Here is an 18,641-nt window from a genome sequence, read left to right as displayed (position 1 = left end):
GCTGACGTCGGTGTATGGCTGGCCGATCATCGGCCGTGACAGAATCTGCCGGATGCGGATCGGGGTGCTCGGATCGTTCGAGGTACGTACGGACGACGGCCTCCTCGCCGACGTCCCGGGTGCCCGTTTGCGTGCCCTGCTGACCGCTCTGGCGCTGGAGGCCGGCCGGGTGGTCCCGAAAGCGGCACTCGTCGACTGGATCTGGGGTGAGAACCCGCCCGCGGAGGCCGCCAACGCCCTGCATCGCCTGGTCTCCCGGCTGCGGAAGGCGTTGCCGGACGGTTCTGTCGAGGGCCATCCGGACGGCTACCGGCTGCTCGTGGAGCCGGACGCCGTCGACGCCGTACGGTTCGAACGCCTGACCGCCGGGGCGCAGTCCCGCGGGGACGACCCCGGCCGGCGCCTCCAGTTGCTGCGGGACGCGCTCGGCCTGTGGCGTGGTGCGCCCCTGCAGGACGTCGGCCCGCTGGACAGCCCGGCCTTCGAGGCTGCCGTCACCAGGCTCAGGGCCTTGCGCCTGACCGCCCTGGAGGACCGGTTCGATGCGGAGGTCAGGGCCGGTCACGGCGCGGAGCTGGTCACCGAGCTGACCGATCTGGTGGCGGCGAACCCGGTCCGTGAACGGCTGGTCGCCGCGCTGATGCGGGCCCTCGTCGCGAGCGGCCGGGACACCGAGGCGCTGCTGGTCTTCCAGCGCACCCGCGAGGTGCTGGCCGAGGAGCTTGGCGTCGACCCGTCACCGGAGCTGGCGGCGTTGCACCTGGCGCTGCTGCGCGGCGAGTCGGGCCGGCGGCAGGAGAACCGGAGCACGAACCTGCGGGCCGAACTGACCAGCTACATCGGCAAGGATTCCGATGTCGCCGCAGTGGGCGGGCTGGTCGGCGAGAGCCGGCTCACGACGCTGATCGGACCGGGCGGTTCGGGGAAGACGCGGCTGGCGTCGGAGACGGCACGGACACTGCTGGGCGCGTCGCCGGACGGGGCCTGGCTGGTGGAGCTGGCGGCGATCGGGCCGGACGGTGACGTGGCGCAGGCGACGCTCGCCGCGCTCGGGCTGCGGGACGCGCTGCTCGGCGAGGCGCCGGACATGGAGCCGGCCGAACGGCTGGTGGCGGCGCTGCGGGACCGGGAGACCCTGCTGATCCTGGACAACTGCGAGCACGTCATCGAGCAGGCCGCCGCGTTCGCTCATCGGGTGCTCGGCGAGTGCCGCCGGGTGCGGATCCTGGCGACGAGCCGGGAGCCGCTCGGCATCACCGGTGAGGCGTTGTGGCCGGTGGAGCCGCTGACAGTGCCGGACGGTGACGCCGGTCCGGAGGCGATCGCGTCGGCGCCGGCGGTCCGGTTGCTGCTGGACCGGGCCCGTGCGGTGCGGTCCGACCTGGTGGCCGACGCCTCGACGCTGACGACGATGGCGCGCATCTGCCGGGCGCTGGACGGGATGCCGCTGGCGATCGAGCTGGCCGCGGCCCGGTTGCGCACGATGTCGGTCGATCAGCTCGCCAACCGGCTGGACGACCGGTTCCGGCTGCTGACCGGTGGCAGCCGGACGGCGTTGCCGCGGCACCGGACGCTGCGCGCGATGGTGGACTGGAGCTGGGAGCTGCTGTCCGAGGCCGAGCGGACGGTGCTGTGCCGGTTGTCGGTGTTCGCCGGCGGGGCGAGCCTCGAGGCGGCCGAGCGGGTCTGCGCCGGGGACACCGTCGATCCGGACGAGGTGCTCGAGCTGCTCACCGCGCTTGCCGAGAAGTCGCTGCTGGTCACCCGGGGTGGCGGCGCGCCACGGTATCGGATGCTCGGCACGATCAAGGAGTACGCCGGGCATCGGCTCGCCGAGGCGGGCCAGACCGGCATCGCCCGCGGGGCGCATCTGGCCTGGTGCATCGAGCTCGCCGAGGCCGCCGAGCCGCATCTGCGCCGGGCCGGGCAGCTGGAGTGGCTGGCCGTGCTGGAGGCCGAGCACGACAACATCGGCGCGGCGATGCGCGGGGCGCTGGCGGCCGGGGACGCGTCCGGCGCGATGCGGCTCGCGGCCGCCGCCGGATGGTACTGGTGGCTGGGTGGCTACAAGGCCGAGGGCATCGAGTTGATCACGGCGGCCACCGAGGTGCCCGGCGAGGTCGGCGACGAGATCAGAGCCTCGGTGTACGCGCTGGTCGTGCTCTTCGCCGGCTCCGGCCGGTCGGATGAGCGCCAGGCGGCGGAATGGATCCACAAGGCGTACGAGATCGTGGTGCGCGGTGGTGGTTCGCGGAACCCGATCCTGGACCTGGTCGTGCCGCTGGAGAGCCTGCTGCGGGAGCCGGGGTCCGCCCTGACCGCCTGGGAGCCGCTGCTCGGTAACCCGGATCCCTGGGTTCGTGCACTGGCCCGGTTGCACCTCGGCAAGATGCGGATCGCGCTGGGCCACGGCGGGCGGGACGCGGACGAGTACCTGGAGGCGGCGCTCGCCGAGTTCCGCGCGCTGGGGGAGCGGTTCGGGACCTACTTCGCCCTGACCGAGCTGGCCGACCGGATCGCGGGGCGTGGCGAGTTCGCCGGTGCCCGCGAGTACTACGAGCAGGCCATCGCGGCGGTCACCGAGGTCGGGTCGATCGAGGACGTCATCGCGATGCGGGCGCGGCAGGCCCAGCTGTGCCATCTGATGGGGGATGCGGCGGACGCTGCCGCCGCGATGGCCGAGGCGGATCGGCTGGCGGCCCGGGTGACCTGGCCCGACGCGCTCTCGGAGCTGGCGCTGGCGAAGGCGGACCTGGCCCGCTGGGGCGGTGACGTCGCGGACGCCCGGCGCCACCTCGACGCCGCGACGGTGATGCTCGGCGGCAAGGCGGAGCAGCCCAACGTCCGGGCACTGCTGCAGGATCGGATGGCGTACCTGGTCGAGGATCTCGCCGAGGCCCGTGCCCTGCGGGCGGCGGCGGTCGCGGAGGGCACCGACGCGGGACACGCCCACCTGTCGGCGCTGGTCCTGGTGGGGGTCGCCGACCTGGCCCTACGGCGCGGGGAGTACGCGCAGGCCGAACGGCTGCTGGCGGCGAGTGCCGGGGTCCGCGGCCTGCCGGACCGGTCGAACCCGGATGTGACGCGGATCGAGCGGGAAGCACGCGGCCGCCTCGGCGACACGGGGTTCGCCGAGGCGGCTCGGGAGGGTGCGGAGGGAAACTGGCGTCAGCTGGTTGCGGTCACTCTGGGCTGACGGCGGTGGAGACCGGGATCGTCACGCTCGCTTCTTGAAGGTGGCGGACGCCCACAGGTAGCCGGCGAGGGCGAGGCCGGCGCACCAGGCGACCGCGGCGATCAGGTCTCCGGTCTGCGGAGCGCCGTTCAGCAGCCCGCGCAGCGTCTCGATGATCGGGGTGAAGGGCTGGTACTCGGCGAACTGCCGGACACCCGGCCCCATCATCTCGGCCGGCACGATGGCGCTGCTGAAGAACGGAAGCAGAACCAGCGGTACGGCGGCCATGCCGGCGGTCTCCGGTGACTTCGCGGCCAGGCCCAGCGCGACGGTGATCCAGCCGGCCGCGAAGCCGAGCAGGACGATCATGCCGGCCACGCCGAGCCAGTCGAGCGGTCCGGCCGCCGGGTCGAAACCGAGCAGGAACGCGACCCCGACGAGGGCCGTGATGGCGATGACGTTGGTCAGCACGCTGGCGATGACGTGGCCGTTGAGCACCGCGCCGCGGGAGACGTCCATGACCTTGAAGCGGTTGATGATGCCCTTGGTCATGTCGGAGTTGACCGATGTCGCGACGGCTCCCAGCCCGTAGCAGACGGCCAGCAGCATGAGTCCCGGTGTGGCGTAGTCGATGTAGTCGACGCCCACGTCGAAGGCGTCGCCGAACACGTACACGAACATCAGCATCATCACGATCGGCATCAGGACCGCGTTGAAGACGGAGGTGGGGTTACGGGTGATGTGCCGGAAGTTGCGGCGCAGCATCACGGCGGAGTGGGACCTGGTGCTCATTTCGCATCCACCTTCGTGGTGTGGCCGGTCAGGGCGAGGAAGACGTCGTCGAGGTCGGGGGTGTGCACGGAGAACTCCTCGGCGTGCAGGGAGTACTCGTCGAGCCGGTCCAGCAGGGCCCGCAGTGAGGCGGTTCCGCCGTCGCTCGGCACCCGCAGGGTCAGGGCTTCGGTGTCGCTGGTGGAGCCGCCGAAGAGGCGGGCAGCCGCGTCGAGCCGTTCCGCGGCGGCGAACCGGAGCCGGACGTGGGTGCCGGGGAGCCGGCGTTTGAGCTCGCCGGGGGTGCCCTGGGCGACCAGGCGGCCCTGGTCCAGCACCGCGATCCGGTCGGCGAGGTGGTCGGCCTCCTCGAGGTACTGCGTGGTGAGGAAGATGGTCACGCCGCCGGCCACCAGATCGCGGATGATGTCCCACATCGTGCGCCGGCTGCGCGGGTCCAGCCCGGTCGTCGGCTCGTCCAGGAAGATGATCCGCGGGTCCCCGACCAGCGTCATCGCCAGATCCAGCTTGCGGCGCATGCCACCGGAGTACGTCGCCGCGAGCTTGTCCGCCGCCTCCGTCAGGTCGAACCGTTCCAGCAGTTCCCCGGCGGTCCGTTTGCCGCCGCGGCTCAGGTCCACCATGAGCTGCAGGTTCTCCCGGCCGGTGAGCAACTCGTCGACCGCCGCGAACTGGCCGGTGACCCCGATCGACCGGCGGACGGCCTTGGCCGAGGCCACGATGTCGTGGCCGGCGACGCGGACCGTACCGGCGTCGGGGTTGATCAAGGTCGTCAGGATGTTGACCGTCGTGGTCTTGCCGGCTCCGTTGGGACCGAGCAGGGAGAAGACGGTGCCGGCCCGAACCGTCAGGTCGATGCCGTCGAGGACGGTCTTGTCACCGAAGGCCTTCCGGAGCCCGGTCGCTTCGATCGCTGAATCGCTCATGCCGACAACGATCGGGGCCGGCCCTGTTCCGGCTCTGACACGCGTCTGACACGGCCGCTGACAAAGATCAGGCGGCATGCTGGGCGCGGCCACCGGAAACCGTCGAGCCGGGCGGGCGCTCGCCCGGCTTATCGTCGATGCATGACTACGCACGCCGATCTACGGGTGCCCAGCCGCTTCGGGGCCGACCGGCCGTGGGCCGAACGGGCTGCCCGGCCGCTGCGCCTGGTGGCCGGGCGCGGCGCCGCCCCCACCGAGGCGGAACTGGCGGCCCTGCGGATTGGCCTGATGCGCCGCGACGAACTCGCCGCCGGGCTGATCAGGGCGGTCCGCCCGGACGACCTGCACCGGGCGCTGGCCGCCGGGCCGTCCGCGGACGCCCCGGAACCGGTGCGGGCGTTCTGGGACGCGTGCTCGCAACGGCCGGACTGGGTCGACGACGAACTGCTCGCCCGCGGTGCCGAGGCGTGCCGGGCGTTCGGCATGGACGCCGGACTGGTCCTCGCCTACGGTTCGCTGCTCGGCGGATACCGGACCGCGGCTGCCCTGGAACCGCTGGTCCGGACCGGGCGGCTGGCCGGCGGTGAGACCCTGCGCCGCATCCAGGAGACGTCGTTCTGGTGGCGGGCCGTCACCGCGCCCGGCGGGATGGCGCCCGGCGGCGCGGGCTTCCGCGCCACCGTGCACGTCCGGGTCATGCACGCACTGGTCAACGCCCGCCTGGAGGCCGACCCCACCTGGGAGTGGGACCTGCGCGGCGTGCCGATCAACCAGTACGACCAGGCCAGCACCCTCGGCGTGTTCAGCACGAGCTTCCTGTTGCACCTGCGCCTGCTCGGGGTCCGGGTGTCCCGCGCCGACGCGGCCGCGGTCATGCACCTGTGGAGTTACGTCGGCTGGCTGATGGGCGTCGACGAGGAATGGCTGCCGCACACCGAGCGGCGGGGCCGCCGCCTGCTGTACCACTTCCTGGCCAACGATCCGCCGCCGGACGCCAGCAGCGTCGCCCTGGCCCGCGCCCTGATCACGATGACCGACGACGTGGCGACCGGTCACCGGCGGTGGTACGAGCGCGAACGCGCCCTGTCGGTGAGCTGCTGGCTGCTCGGCCCGGCCGCCATGCGTGACCTCGGGCTGCCCTACCGTCCGCCCTGGTACGGCCTCACCCGGGTGGCCGCGAACCTGCTGGTCAGTCACGTCCTGGGCCGTCTGCCGGGTGGCCGGGCCCGGTTGCTGGCCCGCTCCGGGCGCCAGGCCCGCGCCCAGTTCGCCAGGTGGGGAGCCGAGCTTCCCGACGACTGACAGAAACGTGCCAGAAGTACGGCAGACGCGGCTGTCAATCTTGGAGCCGGCGCCGGACGGGACGACGACGTGACGCGCTGGCGGCGCCCACATCGACGTTCCTCGCCTGTAGAGCGCGGGCGGTGCGGGATCAGTAACAAGGGGGGATGCCGCACCTTCCGCGTTCATCAAGGATCAGGGTGACCAATGTGGCCGATCGACGAGTCGGTGCGTGACGAGACCGCCGGTGACCGCATCGCCCGGCTGCTGGCACAGCACCCGCTCGTCGACGGGCACAACGACCTGCCGGACGCCCTGCGAACCCTGCACGGCGGCGCGCTCACCCCGGCGGACCTGGACAAGTTCGCGCTCGACCGGCGCCAGCCTCTGACCCGTACCGACCTGCCGCGAATGGCCGCCGGACGGGTGAGTGCCCAGTTCTGGTCGGTCTACGTGCCCGGTGACCTGCCGCCCGCGGCGGCCGTGGTCCGTACCCTGCAGCAGATCGACCTGGTGTACGCGCTGCATCGCCGTTTCCCCGGCCGCCTCGAGCTGGTGTCGACCGCCGACGGCGTGGAGTCGGCGTTCCGGGCCGGGCGGATCGCCGGACTGCTCGGCGCCGAGGGCGGGCACAGCATCTGCGACTCCCTCGCCGTCCTGCGGATGCTGAGGGAACTGGGCGTGCGCTATCTGACGCTGACCCACAACCAGAACGTGGCGTGGGCCGACAGCGCCACCGACACGCCCCGGCTCGGCGGGCTCAACGACTTCGGCCGCGAGGTAGTCGCCGAGATGAACCGGATCGGCATGCTCGTCGACCTGTCGCACGCCGCCGACACCACGATGCGCGACGCACTCGCCGTGACGACCGCGCCGGTGATCTTCAGTCATTCGTCGGCACGGGCGCTCTGCTCGCATCCCCGCAACGTCCCCGACGATGTGCTCACCGCGCTGCCCGGCAACGGCGGGGTGTGCATGGTGACGTTCGTGCCGGACTTCCTCTCCGACGACCGCTGGGCCTGGTCACGCGAGCCGGAGGGCCCGCCCCCGCCGGTGACCGTGGAACAGGTGGCCGACCACGTCGAACATGTCCGCGAGGTGGCCGGGGTGCAGCACGTGGGGCTCGGCGGCGACTTCGACGGCTGCGCGGACACGCCCGCGGGGCTCGACGATGTGTCGCGCTATCCGCGGCTGTTCGGCGAGCTGGCGGCCCGCCGCTGGTCCGACCCGGAACTGGCCGCCCTGGCCGGCGGCAACATGCTGCGGGTGATGCGCAGCGCCGAGGCCGGGCAGGTGCAACCGGAAGCGGCACGCCAGGCGGTGAGTTCGGCGTTCTCCCGTACGCCCAGCCGGTGAAAGATCTCGCCGGCCGTCGCCCAGCAGGAGTGTGCCGCCTCGTGGTCGCCGGACGCGCAGCGGACGGCACCGAGATCACGCAGGGTGCGGGCCCGGCCCAGGTCCATGCCGATGTCCCGCCACTGGGCCGCCGCGGACTCCAGCAGCTCGGCGGCCTCGGTCAGCCGGCCGGCGGCCAGGTGCAGCTCCCCGAGGGTACGGGTGACCAGCGCCGTCCCGTGCCCGTCGCGCCTCGCGCGGGTGGCGGCCAGCGCGACCCGCAGCGATTCCAGGCCGCGGTCCGGGTCGCCCTGCCGGATCCACACCTTGACCAGCGCCTGCGCGGTGTAGGCGGCCAGGTGGGTGTCCCCGACGGCGGTGGCGATGGTGTGCGCCGCCGAACAGAGCTCCTCGGCCTTGTCGAGCTCACCGCGGGCCCGGTGCACCAGACCCATGCCGCGGATCGCGATCAGTTCGCCGCGCCGGTGGCCGAGCCGGCGGTAGAGGGCGAGGGCCGACGCGAGATGGCCGAGCGCCACGTCGTCGTCGCCGAGTTCCCGGTGCGCGAAGCCGAGGCTGTAGTGGGCGTGCGCCACCCCGGCCTCGTCGCCGAGCCGGTCCAGCACCTCGCGGGCCCGGTTGATCTGCGGCAGCGCGATGGCGTGCTCGCCGAGTTCGCGGCTGACCGTGCCGAGGCCGTTCAGCGCCACCGCCCGGCCGCGGTCGTGGCCGGCCGCCTCGAACAGTCCGGCGGCCCGGGAGAAGTGCCGTCGCGACTCGGGAAACCGGTCCTGGGCGTAGCGCAGCTGCCCGATGCCGCACTCCATGGCGGCTTCGGCGAGCCGGTCCCCGGCACGGCGGGCGGCGGCGCTCGCGGCGGTGTGCGTCCGTTCCCAGCCGTCGAAGTTGTTGCGCGCCGCGAACGACGCGAACACCAGCGCGTCGGCGAGCCCGCAGGCCGGGGCCACCAGGTCGAGCGCGGCGGCCCGCTCGACCGCGGCGATCAGCGCCGGCTCCTCGTTGTCGAACCAGCGCCGCAGGTCGACCCGGTCGATCGTGGCCGCCCAGTGCTCGGGCGGCTCGGGCAGCCCGTCCGGGTGGTAGAGGCGCGGCGTCGCCACCGGCAACTGGTGCGCCAGGTGCTCGACCAGGCGCAACAGCGCGGCCAGCGCCCCGGTCACCATGATCCGGATGCCGTCCGGGTCCTCGCGGGCCAGCTCCCCGGCGTAGAGGCGGACCAGGTCGTGCATCCGGTACCGGGTGCACGGGCCGTCCACGCCGACCACGTCCAGCAGCCGCGCGTCGGTGATCTCCTCGACCAGGTCGTCGGCCTCGTCCAGCCCGACGTCAAGCAGCGCCGCCACGGTGAGCGCGGTCAGCACCGGCGGGTCGAGGCAACCGAGCGCCCGGAACGCCTGCCGCGCTCGCGGGCTGAGACCGCGGAGACCGACGGCCAGGCCGGCGCGCACCTCCAGATCGTCGACGGCCAGCTCGTCGAGCCGGCGCCGTTCGTCGTCGAGCCGGTGGACCAGCTGGCTCACCGTCCAGTGCGGCCGGGCCGCCAGGCGGGCACCGGCGACCCGGACCGCGAGCGGCAGCCGGGCGCACAGGCCGATCAGGCGGGTGGTCTGCTCCGGCTCGGCCCCGGTCCGCTCCGCGCCGACCACCCGGGTGAGCAGCGCCCATGCCTCCTCGACGGTCATCGTGCTCAGCTCGACGCGGCTCGTCGCGGGCACCGTCACCAACCGGTTCCGGCTGGTCACGAGCAGCGCCGAACCGGCGTCGCCGGGCAGGAACGGGTGGATCTGGCGGGCGCCGACGGCGTCGTCGACGACCACCAGGATCCGCCGCCCGGCCAGTTCGGCACGGTAACGGGCCTCTCGTTCACGCAGGTCCGAGTTGCCCTGCGCGTCCGCGTCGGTGACACCGAGCATGCGCAGCAGCCGGCTCAGTGCCTCGGCCGGTTCCAGCGGGTCGGCGCCGCCCACATCGAGGAAGAGCGACCCGTCCGGGTAGTGGTCGCGGACCGCATGAGCCACGTGCACCGCGAACGCGGTCTTGCCGGCGCCGCCCTGCCCGGAGACCACCACGACCGGGCTGGCGGCGGTGGTGCGCAACGCCTCCACGGTGGCGGCGAACTGCCGGTCGAAGCCGGTGTAGTCGGGCAGGTCGGGAGGCAGCAGGAACGGGCGGGGCGCGGGCGGGTCCCCGGCCGGTGCGGCCGGCTCCCGCAACACGCTGGTGTGCGCGTCGCGCAGCAGCGGGCCCGGCTCGGTGCCCAGCTCGTCGACGATCCGGTTGCGGGACCGGGCGAAGAGATCAAGAGCTTCCGCGGTACGTCCGGAGGCGTGCAACGCGCGCATCATGGCCGCGACCAACGGCTCGCACAGCGGATCCCGGGCCAGTGCCACCGCCAGCCGGTCGGCCGCCTCCGCGTGCCGCCCCCGGGCCACCGCGGTGAGCGCCCAGTCGGCAAGCGTCGCGAGCCGGTGCTGTTCCAGGCTCTCCCGGCTGCGCTGGGCCCACTCGCCGGGCAGCCCGGCCAGCGCATCGCCCCGCCACAGCCCGAGCGCTTCCTCACAGGCGGCGAGCCGCTCGTCCGGCCCCGCGGTCCGGGTGGACTCCACCAGCTCACGGAACCGGTAGAGGTCGACCGAACCGGGTGGCACCTGCAGTGTGTAACCGCCCGACCAGCGGACCAGGGTGACGCCGGTGCTGTCCTTGACCACCCGGCGCAGCCGGGCCACGTAACCGTAGAGAGCACCGCGGGCGTCAGCGGGCGGCTCGTCACCCCAGAGCCGGTCGATCAGGGTCTCGAAGGTGACCGGGTGCCCGCCGTCGAACAGCAGTGCGGCGAGCAGATGCCGCTGCTTGAGTGCGCCCAGCGCGACGACCAGATCCCCCTCGGCAGCCTCGACCGGACCCAGAAGCCGGAACCGCACCACACTCCCCTTCGGACACCGAACGCGCCGGCCCAGCCTAGGTGGGAGAGTCGTCACCGTCTATGTCGATCCCACCTGCGGGGAGTCACCTCCGGGCGGCGTTGACCAGCCGGTCCGTGGGTGCGGCCGGCCGGCGTTCGGGTGTGCCAGGATGGCCCGATGGCAGACCTGTTCCGGGTACGCATCGCGGTCCGCGGATATGAGCTGGACCTTCAGGGGCACGTCAATCAGGCCGTCTATCTGCAGTACGGCGAGCACGCCCGCTGGCGGGCCTTCCTCGCCGCCGGGCTGGGCCCGGACACCCTGGTCACGGCGGGGGTGGGCCCGGTCGTGCTGGAGACCACGATCCGGTACCTGAAGGAGCTGCGGGCCGGCGACGAGGTCGACGTGACCTGCCGTTTCCTCTGGGGTACGGGGAAGACGTTCCAGGTCGAGCAGGACTACACGCGGGCCGACGGCACCCCGGTCGCGGCGGTCACCGGGGTGGCCGGTCTGCTGGACCGGTCCACCCGTCGTCTGGTCGACGACCCGGCGGGCCGCCTGCGCGCCCTTGCCGCCGACCCGTCCTGGCTGGGCCTCTGACCGCCCGGCCTCAGGTGCCTCAGACCTCGGACAGGGCGGGCGTCCGGCCTCAGACCTCGGACAGGGCGGGCGTCCGGCCTCAGACCTCGGACAAGGCGGGCGTCCGGTCGATCCAGGCGGTGAGGTTCGCTGGCAGGTCGGCCTTGCTGTAGAGCCAGCCCTGCACCAGGTCGCAGCCCTGCTCGCGGAGCCAGTCCCGCTGCACCTCGGTCTCCACCCCCTCGGCCACCACCCGGTGTCCCATCGCCCGGGTCATCGCCAGGACGGCCCGGACGATCGGCTCCTTGGCGCCGTTCTCACCGACGCCCGAGACGAACGACCGGTCGATCTTGACGATGCCGACCGGGAGCCGGTGCAGGTAACTGAGCGACGAGTAGCCCGTGCCGAAGTCGTCGACACACAGGGTCACCCCCATGGTCCGCAGCGCGTTGAGGGTGAGCAGGGCCGCCTCGAGGTCCTCCATCACGCCCGACTCGGTGATCTCCAGCCATAGCGCGGCAGGCGGCAGGTCGTTCTCCCGCAGCGCCTCGTCGACGAGACGTACCAGGGAACCGTCGCTCAACTGGCGCACCGCGACGTTCACCGACACGTGCAGCGGACGGGCGTCCGGTCCGCGCCGGGCGGTCCACTCGCCGAGCTGGCGCACCGACTCGCGCAGCAGCCACGCGCCCATCTCCTCGATCATGCCGGTCTCCTCGGCGATCGGGATGAAGTCCACCGGCGACACGAAACCCAGCTCCGGCGAGTGCCACCGCATCAGTGCCTCGAAGCCGTCCAGCTCGCCCGAGGCCAGATCGATGATCGGCTGGAAGTGGGCGGCCAGCTCACCACGCTCGAGCGCGCCGCGCAGCGCCTGCTCCACCCGGACCCGGTCCTGCACCTGGACCCGCATCGAGGCGTCGAAGAGCGCGTAGACGTTGCGGCCGTTGCTCTTGGCCTTGTACATCGCGGTGTCCGCGTCACGGATCAGGTCCAGCGCGTGCACGTCACCGGCGGACTTGGCCACCCCGATCGACACCGACGTGACCACATCACCGATGGAGAGCGAGAACGGCCGCTTGAACTCGGCGATCAGCCGTTCGGCGAGCTGCTCGCCCAGACGCTCGTGCGGCGGCCCGGACAGCGCGACCACGAACTCGTCGCCGCCGATCCGGCTCACCACGTCCTCGGTCCGTACCACCTGGGTGAGCCGATCCGTCACGGCCCGGAGCAGTTCGTCGCCGACCGGGTGGCCCCAGTTGTCGTTGATCATCTTGAACCGGTCGAGGTCGAGGAAGAGCAGGCTGATCTCGTGCCGTTCCGTGGCGGCCCGGCCGGCCCAGCCGGCCACCGTCTCGGTGAGCAGCTCCCGGTTCGGCAGATCGGTGAGCATGTCATGGGTGACGCGCCGTCGGCTGAGCCGCTCGGCCCGGGCCCGCGAGTTGTTCGAGCGGATCACCCGGATCAGCACGGTCAGGACCAGAGCGACGCAGAGTACGGCGCGGATCGTGTTGTTGACCGTGCTGCCCTGCGGCATCACCGCCGTCAGCGCGACCGGGAAGATCACCATCGCGCCGATCAGCGCGGTCCGAACCCGGCTCAGGTCACGGGCCACGGCGTGCTGCGGCTCGGTCAGCTCCCGCATCGACGGATGCAGGGAGGCGCCGGTCACCAGGGCGAACATGAGCATCAGGAACGTGTCCACGAACCGTTCGGGAACGCCCACCCCGAGCGCCTCACGCAGGCAGTAGAGCAGGTCGCCGGCGAACAGCGCCCCGCACGCCACGATCATCGTCCACAGCGCCGGCTGCCGGGTCCCCCGGGCCAGCATGAGCCGGGCGGCCAGCACCAGGATCGCCACGTCGATGATCGGGAAGAACACGTTCACCAGCTGTGAGCCGGTCAGGTGGACGGTGGTCCGTGGCCCGATCAGGAACGTCCAGGTCAGGAACGTGGTACCGAGACCCATCAGCAGCGCGTCGATGCGGGCCGAATCGTCGTCGGTGGCCTGCCGCTGCCGCAGCATGACCACGAAGCAGAGCCCCACCAGCAGGTACGCCGGAATGGTGAGCAGGTCCGGCAGCAGCGTCAGCCAGTCCGGCAGCCCGCCTTCCATACGTACCACCCGTAGCAGGCTGCAGACGACGAAGATGTACGAAGCGGAGCGGATGTACCGCCACGGCGTCTCGTTGTCCGGCCGGTTCAGCCGCGGGCCCCGATGGATCGCCACCAGGCTCAGCGCCAGGAGCAGAACCATCACCGGGGTGGCCACCGCCTCCGGGCCGGTCAGCAGGAGCCCGACCAGGGCAACGCTGAGGCCCAGGTGCACGCGAAACTCGAAATTCGCCCGGGAAGCGGGTGCTGGGGCGGTGGCCTGGCCGTGGTTCATGTCCCTCCATCGGCCGGATCGGGCCCGGCTTTATCGAAGCGGCGCCATCCTTCACCGGGCACTTCTGTGTGATGGAGCACGTGCGGGCCGGGGCCGGCGCCCTTTCCGCGTGAACCGCCCGCGGCGGCTGTGCGTGAACACTGGCGAGCACGTCTGTCCGGGCGCCGGCATCCGGCTGACGCCGTACTGCCGGATCGGCCGAACCTCTGCGACGGGCGACCGGTATTGCGGCAAGCGGCTGACGTGCGAGATTGTCGCGCGTGTCCGAGGAGGCCCCCATGGAAGAAGCAATCGCGGCGTACACCGCCGGCCACGTCGACGGCTCCACCGGAGTCCGCGACGGATCCCGCGCGAACGACCCGGAAACCGGACCCGACTACCGGATCGGTGTCGTCGACGGCAGCGTGGCCGCATTCCAGGCCCAGCTGATCGCCGAGGTCCGCCGCCTCCTGGGCGAGACCCACTGACACGTCTGGGAAGCGCGCTGACCTGCGGAGCAACGCGCGAAGCGGGGGGTGCTTTGGCATCGGGCCGGTGGCTCAGCTAAGGTTTCATCCGTCGCCGGGGAAACCAGGCGGAGCAAGCGGAAGTGGCGCAGTGGTAGCGCATCACCTTGCCAAGGTGAGGGTCGCGGGTTCGAATCCCGTCTTCCGCTCGGAGAAGGCTGCTGCTGATCCTTGCATCGGCCGCCACGGTGGAGTGGCCGAGAGGCGAGGCAACGGCCTGCAAAGCCGTGTACACGGGTTCAAATCCCGTCTCCACCTCGCTCGCTTCTTCGGAAGCTGGGTGCGAGGGCGATTGGCGCAGCGGGAGCGCGCTTCCTTGACACGGAAGAGGTCACTGGTTCGATCCCAGTATCGCCCACCAATAGTGTTATGAAACCGGATGCCCTTTGGGGTATCCGGTTTTCTCTGTGGTGGATCCTCACGGTGGCCTCATCGAGGCTTTCGAGGTTGCTCTGATTTGCGAGATCGTGCGCCGATCAATGCCGCGAACGATCGCCTGGTCAAGACGCAGTTCGACGCGGGCGCTCGGATCGCGTGGTACTTGCTGGTGGTGCCGCCCGGCCCAGGAGGGCGGTAACAAGCCGTTGGGCCACCTGTATTTACGCGTCTACCTCGATTGCGTTGCGTAGCTCGGCCACGACCAGTTCCGGTTCGGCGAGACAGCGCCAAGCAGGCACCCGCTTCACTGTCACGACCGAGGCGACGACGTCCAGTCGGCTCAGCACTCTTCGTAGCGAGCGGCCGTCCGGATCACCTTCGGGGTCGTCGACCAGCAAGGCCAGTCGTTTGCCGCCGAGGCTGATCGTGAGATCGACTGAGTAACCCCGCAGTGGCGTTTCCCAATGTACGGTCAGACCGGCGTCTCGGAGCCCGGTGACCAATCGGTCGACCGGCCGGGGGCCGGCATGAACACCAGTGGCGATCGATGCGGCAGGGCAGGCGAGATCGGCCAGCAGGCCGCGCTGCCCGGACCACCATGACCGGTCGCCGGCCACCACCAGTTGGGAGCGGGCGCGGGTGATGGCGACGTTCCAAAGGTTCGTCTGGTTGACGAGCCAGCCGCGGGTGCGTTCGCTGATGCCCTGGGCACCGACCGGCGAGACGACCATGATGTCCTTCTCGCTGCCCTGAAACTTGTGGATCGTCGCGCACAGCAGGTTGTCGGCGAGACCGAGATCCTGGAGGGCGCGATGAAGGGCACGTTGCTGCTCGGCCAGCGGCGTCACGACCCCGATCGAGGCGTCCGGGTACTCCTTCCGCAACCGCTGCACCTCGGCCACCACGGCGTGTACCTCGTCGGCGTTACGGCCGGATCCCGTGGCGCCCTTGGTGAAGTGCCCGGGCACGTCCACCCAGCGGGTGGCGGGTTCGGCCGGTGCGGCGAGCCGGGCCGGATCCGTCAGCACGGTCAGCCGGTTCTGGTAGACGACCCGGTTCGGCGCATCAATGATCTCCGGGTGGCAGCGATAGTGCTCGTCGAGCAGCACGGTGCTTCCGGCAGCGGCGGCGAACGCCTCGTATGCTGAGTGGTCGCGGTAGCTGAGCCGCCGATTCGTCAGCCACCCGTGTCCGAGTCCCGCCCGGGCCTGCTCTCTGCGGTCGTCGTCGCCGGAGAGCTCGACGACCGGGGTGAGCTGTCGTGGATCGCCGATGATCAGGGCGCGTCTCGCTCGGTAGAGCATCGGCAGGATGTCCGCGACGGTGCATTGCGCGGCCTCGTCGATGATCACCAGGTCGAACAGGCCGGGCCTGGGTTGCAGCCGGCGCGCCGATTTCGCTGTGACCGCCCATCCGGGGAGCACGGACAGGAGCGCCGCCATGTAGGTCCAGCTGCTCCCGTTCGGCTTGGCCATCTCGTCGGCGCGGTTCCGGAGAAGGGTGGTGTTCCCGGCCACCCGTGCTGCGATCTGGGCGCGCAGCAGCTCGACGCTGTGCGTGGGTCTGCTGTCGTGTTGCAGGGCCTGCAGCCGCTGCCATGCCTCCTCGGCGGTGTCCGGCCGGGATGCCAGTTCCCGCTGCCGCTCGCGCCAGCACTGCTCGATGACCGCGCTCTCCCCGAGGGCGGTGATCGCCTCCCGGTCGAAGGCCCCGTATGACCTCAGTTGCCTGCGATACCACCATCCGAACCACCGGCTCCGTAGTGCCCGGTCGGTGCGGTCGGCCAGCTCGGCGAGCGTGCGGTCGTCGATGCCGGTGAGCGCGGCGTCGCGTTCGAGGGCGAGGTCGACGAGATCTCGCTCGAGTCGCCGATGCCGGCCGAGTTCTTCGCGCAGCCGGTCGATCTCGTGTGTCACCAGGCGAATCTCCTGGAAGGGGCCGCGAGCGTCCGGTGCCGGTGGTGGCCACGCCTGCATCACCTCGGCGAGGTACTGCGGCTCCTGTTGCCGGTACTCCTTGTTGCCGGTACGCAAAATCAGGCCGGGGCCGACCATGGCGGTGACTCGCTCGACCACCTCGTCGACGGCCCGGTTGTTGGTCGAGCCGATCAGTACGCTCTGCCCGGCTGCGGTGGCGGTGGCCAGCAGCGCGGTCACCAGTTGGCTCTTGCCGGTGCCGGGAGGTCCTTGGGCAACCGTCAGCGGCCGGCTCATCGCGGCCCGGATGATCTCTTCCTGGGTCTCGTTCACCGGACTCGGCGCCACCGCCAGGACTCCGGTGTCCGGCGCGGCGTCCTCATCGCCTTTCGCCGACAGCGCGCCGAGGGCGGTCGACGCGATCTTCCCCGCGTTCTTGGTGATCTCCTGCAGGTCCTCGATCAGCTGCCGCTCCGGGGACTCGGTGCTTCCGGCGGCGAACAATATTCCCGCGTTCTGAACACGGTTGAGCGGTCCTCGCTTGACCGTCCCGGCCAGGTCCTGCGGGTCGAGAGCGGATGCCGGCTTGAGGCCGAACGCGTTCGCGACCAGGTTCACGGCCTCGGCGAGGGATCGTCGATCACCGGGAACGAGGCGCTCCGCCACTGCCTCGCGTAGCTCGTCGGCCTCCACCGCGGCCAGCTGGTAGAGGTCGATGAGAGCGGGACTGGGCTGCGGCGGCGCGGAATGTGCCAACCCGTCATCTCCCACGGTCAGGTCGCAGACGAGCAACGGCGCCCAGCTGACCTGCTGCCGGCCTTTCTGCGGCAGTGCCACCACCGGGTAGCCGTACTGCAGGGAGCGGCCGCCGGCCTCGGCTGACTTGGCGAGTTGCTGCCCTCGTTCCCCGAACCGGACCGGTTCGCCGGCCGAGAACACCACCTCTCGGCCGGCAGGAGCGTGGACGTACGAGTCACCGGCTGCCGGATTCACGAAGAACTGCAGGACGGCTGAGCGTCGCAGGCAGTTGACGTAGTAGGCGATCAGGCGCCGCCACCGCTCGGTGTCGAACGGGGCGTCGTCCGGCTCCTCCGCCGGTACGCCGGGTTCGTGTTGCCGGCGATCGATCGGCCCGCCCACCAGGGGGATCGGGTCGGTGACGCCCTCGCTCGACTCGACCGGCTTCTCCTCCCGGCGGCGCGACATCTCGGTCATCGCGTACCTGGAAAGGTCGCTCGTCGTGATCCAGCCATCCTCGGCGGTGCCTTGGGCCGCACCGCGAAGTCCGGTGAGCAGCACCTCGGTGAAGACCGACGGCCGGTCCGGGCCCTGAGCCTTCGAGGCCTTCAGGTGGCTGCTCGATTGCAGCATGAACGTGCCGCGTTCCCGCTTGAGACGGCGGGGCTCCTGCCGTACGCCGCCGGTGAACCGATGGCGCGCGGTGAACGAGCCGGAGAAGCAGCAGTCCAGGAGGACCACCTTCTGGCTGGCCTTGGTGTGATTAAGCATGTGGCGCAGGACGCCCTCGACGTCGAACGCCGTGGTGTGCGGGATCGCAGTGTCGGTGTCGATCGTCCCGAGGAACAGGGATTGCCGGTCATCGTGCTGGACGCCGTGGCCGGAGTAGTAGAAGACCGCGAGGTCACCGGTGCGCCGCGATCCGTAGAACTCCTCCACGAGCTGCTTCATCTGTACCGAGGGAAGATCGATGCGTGCCGTGACGCTGTCGAAGTCGCCGTCGGTCTCCAGCACGGTTCGCAGCTGTTCGATGTCCTGCCGGACACCGGGCAGGGCGGTGAGCTTCCGGTCAGCCTCATAGGTCGCTGTGCCCAGCACAAGGGCGTGTCGACCCATCAGCGGGAGCGCTCGATCGCGTCACGGACGAGGTCGATCATCTTGGTGGTCTCCGCCTTGGTCGCCTGCTCGATGGTGAGCTCGACGTCCCCGATCCTCAGGTGTGCCTTGCGACCCTGATTGCGGTTGAGGAAGCCGACGACCAGGTCGACGAGCGCCTGCACGTAGCCCGGGTCGGTACCGGCGACCACGGCAACGGTAGCGAGCACGACCTCTCCGACGCCCTTGTCCCCGGGGCCGGCGGGCGCTTCCAGCCGGCGTACCTCGCCTATGTCGCGGAGGTCCTCTTCGAGCTCGTCGGTCAGCTGGTCGAGAACGAAGTCGTCGTCCTCCGGCAGCGGCGTGAAACTGACTTCGACGACCTCGGACATGCATGCCTCCCGCAGACACCAACCAAAAGCACCCGAAAGGCTACGGAATGTTAGAGCGGCACAGGTAAATGTGTCGTGTTCCCGACTATCGCCGACGGGGAGATCTGCCGGGTGACCGGTGGCACTACCGTGCTCTTCTACGAACGGTCACCCGATGAATACGGAGGACGCGGAGTGGGCGAGCTGATCGAGGTCGAACGTCCACCTGGGCGCAC

The 18,641-nt window shown here is 71.1% G+C and carries 10 protein-coding genes, 3 tRNA genes and 1 pseudogene; 8 read left to right on the top strand and 6 right to left on the bottom strand.

Annotation, left to right across the window (positions count from 1 at the left end):
• Positions 1-52: 52 nt before the first annotated feature.
• Positions 53-3,196: a BTAD domain-containing putative transcriptional regulator gene (locus tag AB0G04_RS15450; protein ID WP_360982401.1), complete on the top strand. Its 3,144-nt coding sequence runs from the start codon at positions 53-55 to the stop codon at positions 3,194-3,196.
• Positions 3,197-3,217: 21 nt separating this feature from the next.
• On the opposite strand, the gene AB0G04_RS15445 is transcribed toward AB0G04_RS15450, so the two are convergent.
• Both AB0G04_RS15445 and AB0G04_RS15440 read right to left on the bottom strand, forming a co-directional pair.
• Positions 3,218-3,967, bottom strand: a complete 750-nt coding sequence (locus tag AB0G04_RS15445) for an ABC transporter permease (RefSeq protein WP_360982399.1) — start codon at positions 3,965-3,967, stop codon at positions 3,218-3,220.
• Positions 3,964-4,893 carry an ATP-binding cassette domain-containing protein gene (locus AB0G04_RS15440; protein WP_360982397.1) on the bottom strand — a complete coding sequence of 310 codons (930 nt, stop codon included), beginning with the start codon at positions 4,891-4,893 and terminating at the stop codon, positions 3,964-3,966. The genes AB0G04_RS15445 and AB0G04_RS15440 overlap by 4 nt, the downstream gene beginning before the upstream one ends.
• A 141-nt stretch (positions 4,894-5,034) precedes the next feature.
• Here AB0G04_RS15440 and AB0G04_RS15435 point away from each other — a divergent pair, with 141 nt between their 5' ends.
• Both AB0G04_RS15435 and AB0G04_RS15430 read left to right on the top strand, forming a co-directional pair.
• Positions 5,035-6,195 (top strand): oxygenase MpaB family protein, encoded by a 1,161-nt coding sequence (locus AB0G04_RS15435; protein ID WP_360982395.1) that lies wholly within the window; start codon positions 5,035-5,037, stop codon positions 6,193-6,195.
• Between the two features lie 186 nt (positions 6,196-6,381).
• Positions 6,382-7,530 carry a dipeptidase gene (locus AB0G04_RS15430; RefSeq protein ID WP_360982393.1) on the top strand — a complete coding sequence of 383 codons (1,149 nt, stop codon included), beginning with the start codon at positions 6,382-6,384 and terminating at the stop codon, positions 7,528-7,530.
• A 38-nt stretch (positions 7,531-7,568) separates the two neighbouring features.
• Here AB0G04_RS15430 and AB0G04_RS15425 read toward each other — a convergent pair.
• A pseudogene (locus AB0G04_RS15425) lies at positions 7,569-10,178 on the bottom strand (BTAD domain-containing putative transcriptional regulator); the annotation flags it as partial.
• A gap of 432 nt (positions 10,179-10,610) precedes the next feature.
• Here AB0G04_RS15425 and AB0G04_RS15420 point away from each other — a divergent pair.
• Entirely contained in the window at positions 10,611-11,033 is a 423-nt protein-coding gene (locus tag AB0G04_RS15420; RefSeq protein WP_360982391.1) for an acyl-CoA thioesterase, read from the top strand.
• 79 nt (positions 11,034-11,112) lie between these two features.
• Here the strand turns inward: AB0G04_RS15420 and AB0G04_RS15415 are convergent, their stop codons facing one another.
• Positions 11,113-13,401 (bottom strand): EAL domain-containing protein, encoded by a 2,289-nt coding sequence (locus AB0G04_RS15415; RefSeq protein ID WP_360982389.1) that lies wholly within the window; start codon positions 13,399-13,401, stop codon positions 11,113-11,115.
• A gap of 278 nt (positions 13,402-13,679) precedes the next feature.
• Between AB0G04_RS15415 and AB0G04_RS15410 the strand changes: the two genes are divergently transcribed.
• From AB0G04_RS15410 to AB0G04_RS15395, 4 genes are all read left to right on the top strand, one after another.
• Positions 13,680-13,868 carry a hypothetical protein gene (locus tag AB0G04_RS15410; RefSeq protein ID WP_360982387.1) on the top strand — a complete coding sequence of 63 codons (189 nt, stop codon included), beginning with the start codon at positions 13,680-13,682 and terminating at the stop codon, positions 13,866-13,868.
• A 116-nt stretch (positions 13,869-13,984) separates the two neighbouring features.
• Positions 13,985-14,056 (top strand) — tRNA-Gly (locus tag AB0G04_RS15405).
• A gap of 38 nt (positions 14,057-14,094) precedes the next feature.
• A tRNA-Cys gene (locus AB0G04_RS15400) sits at positions 14,095-14,165 on the top strand.
• A 28-nt stretch (positions 14,166-14,193) separates the two neighbouring features.
• Positions 14,194-14,268, top strand: a tRNA-Val gene (locus tag AB0G04_RS15395).
• A gap of 238 nt (positions 14,269-14,506) precedes the next feature.
• On the opposite strand, the gene AB0G04_RS15390 is transcribed toward AB0G04_RS15395, so the two are convergent.
• A complete protein-coding gene (locus tag AB0G04_RS15390; RefSeq protein ID WP_360982385.1) occupies positions 14,507-18,055 on the bottom strand; it encodes an AAA domain-containing protein in 3,549 nt (1,182 codons plus the stop codon).
• Entirely contained in the window at positions 18,055-18,426 is a 372-nt protein-coding gene (locus tag AB0G04_RS15385) for a hypothetical protein (RefSeq protein WP_360982383.1), read from the bottom strand. The genes AB0G04_RS15390 and AB0G04_RS15385 overlap by 1 nt, the downstream gene beginning before the upstream one ends.
• Between the last annotated feature and the right edge of the window lie 215 nt (positions 18,427-18,641).

Origin of the sequence: Actinoplanes sp. NPDC023801 (assembly GCF_040639655.1) — a bacterium.
Taxonomy (GTDB): domain Bacteria; phylum Actinomycetota; class Actinomycetes; order Mycobacteriales; family Micromonosporaceae; genus Actinoplanes.
This window is presented reverse-complemented; position numbering and strand designations above follow the sequence as displayed.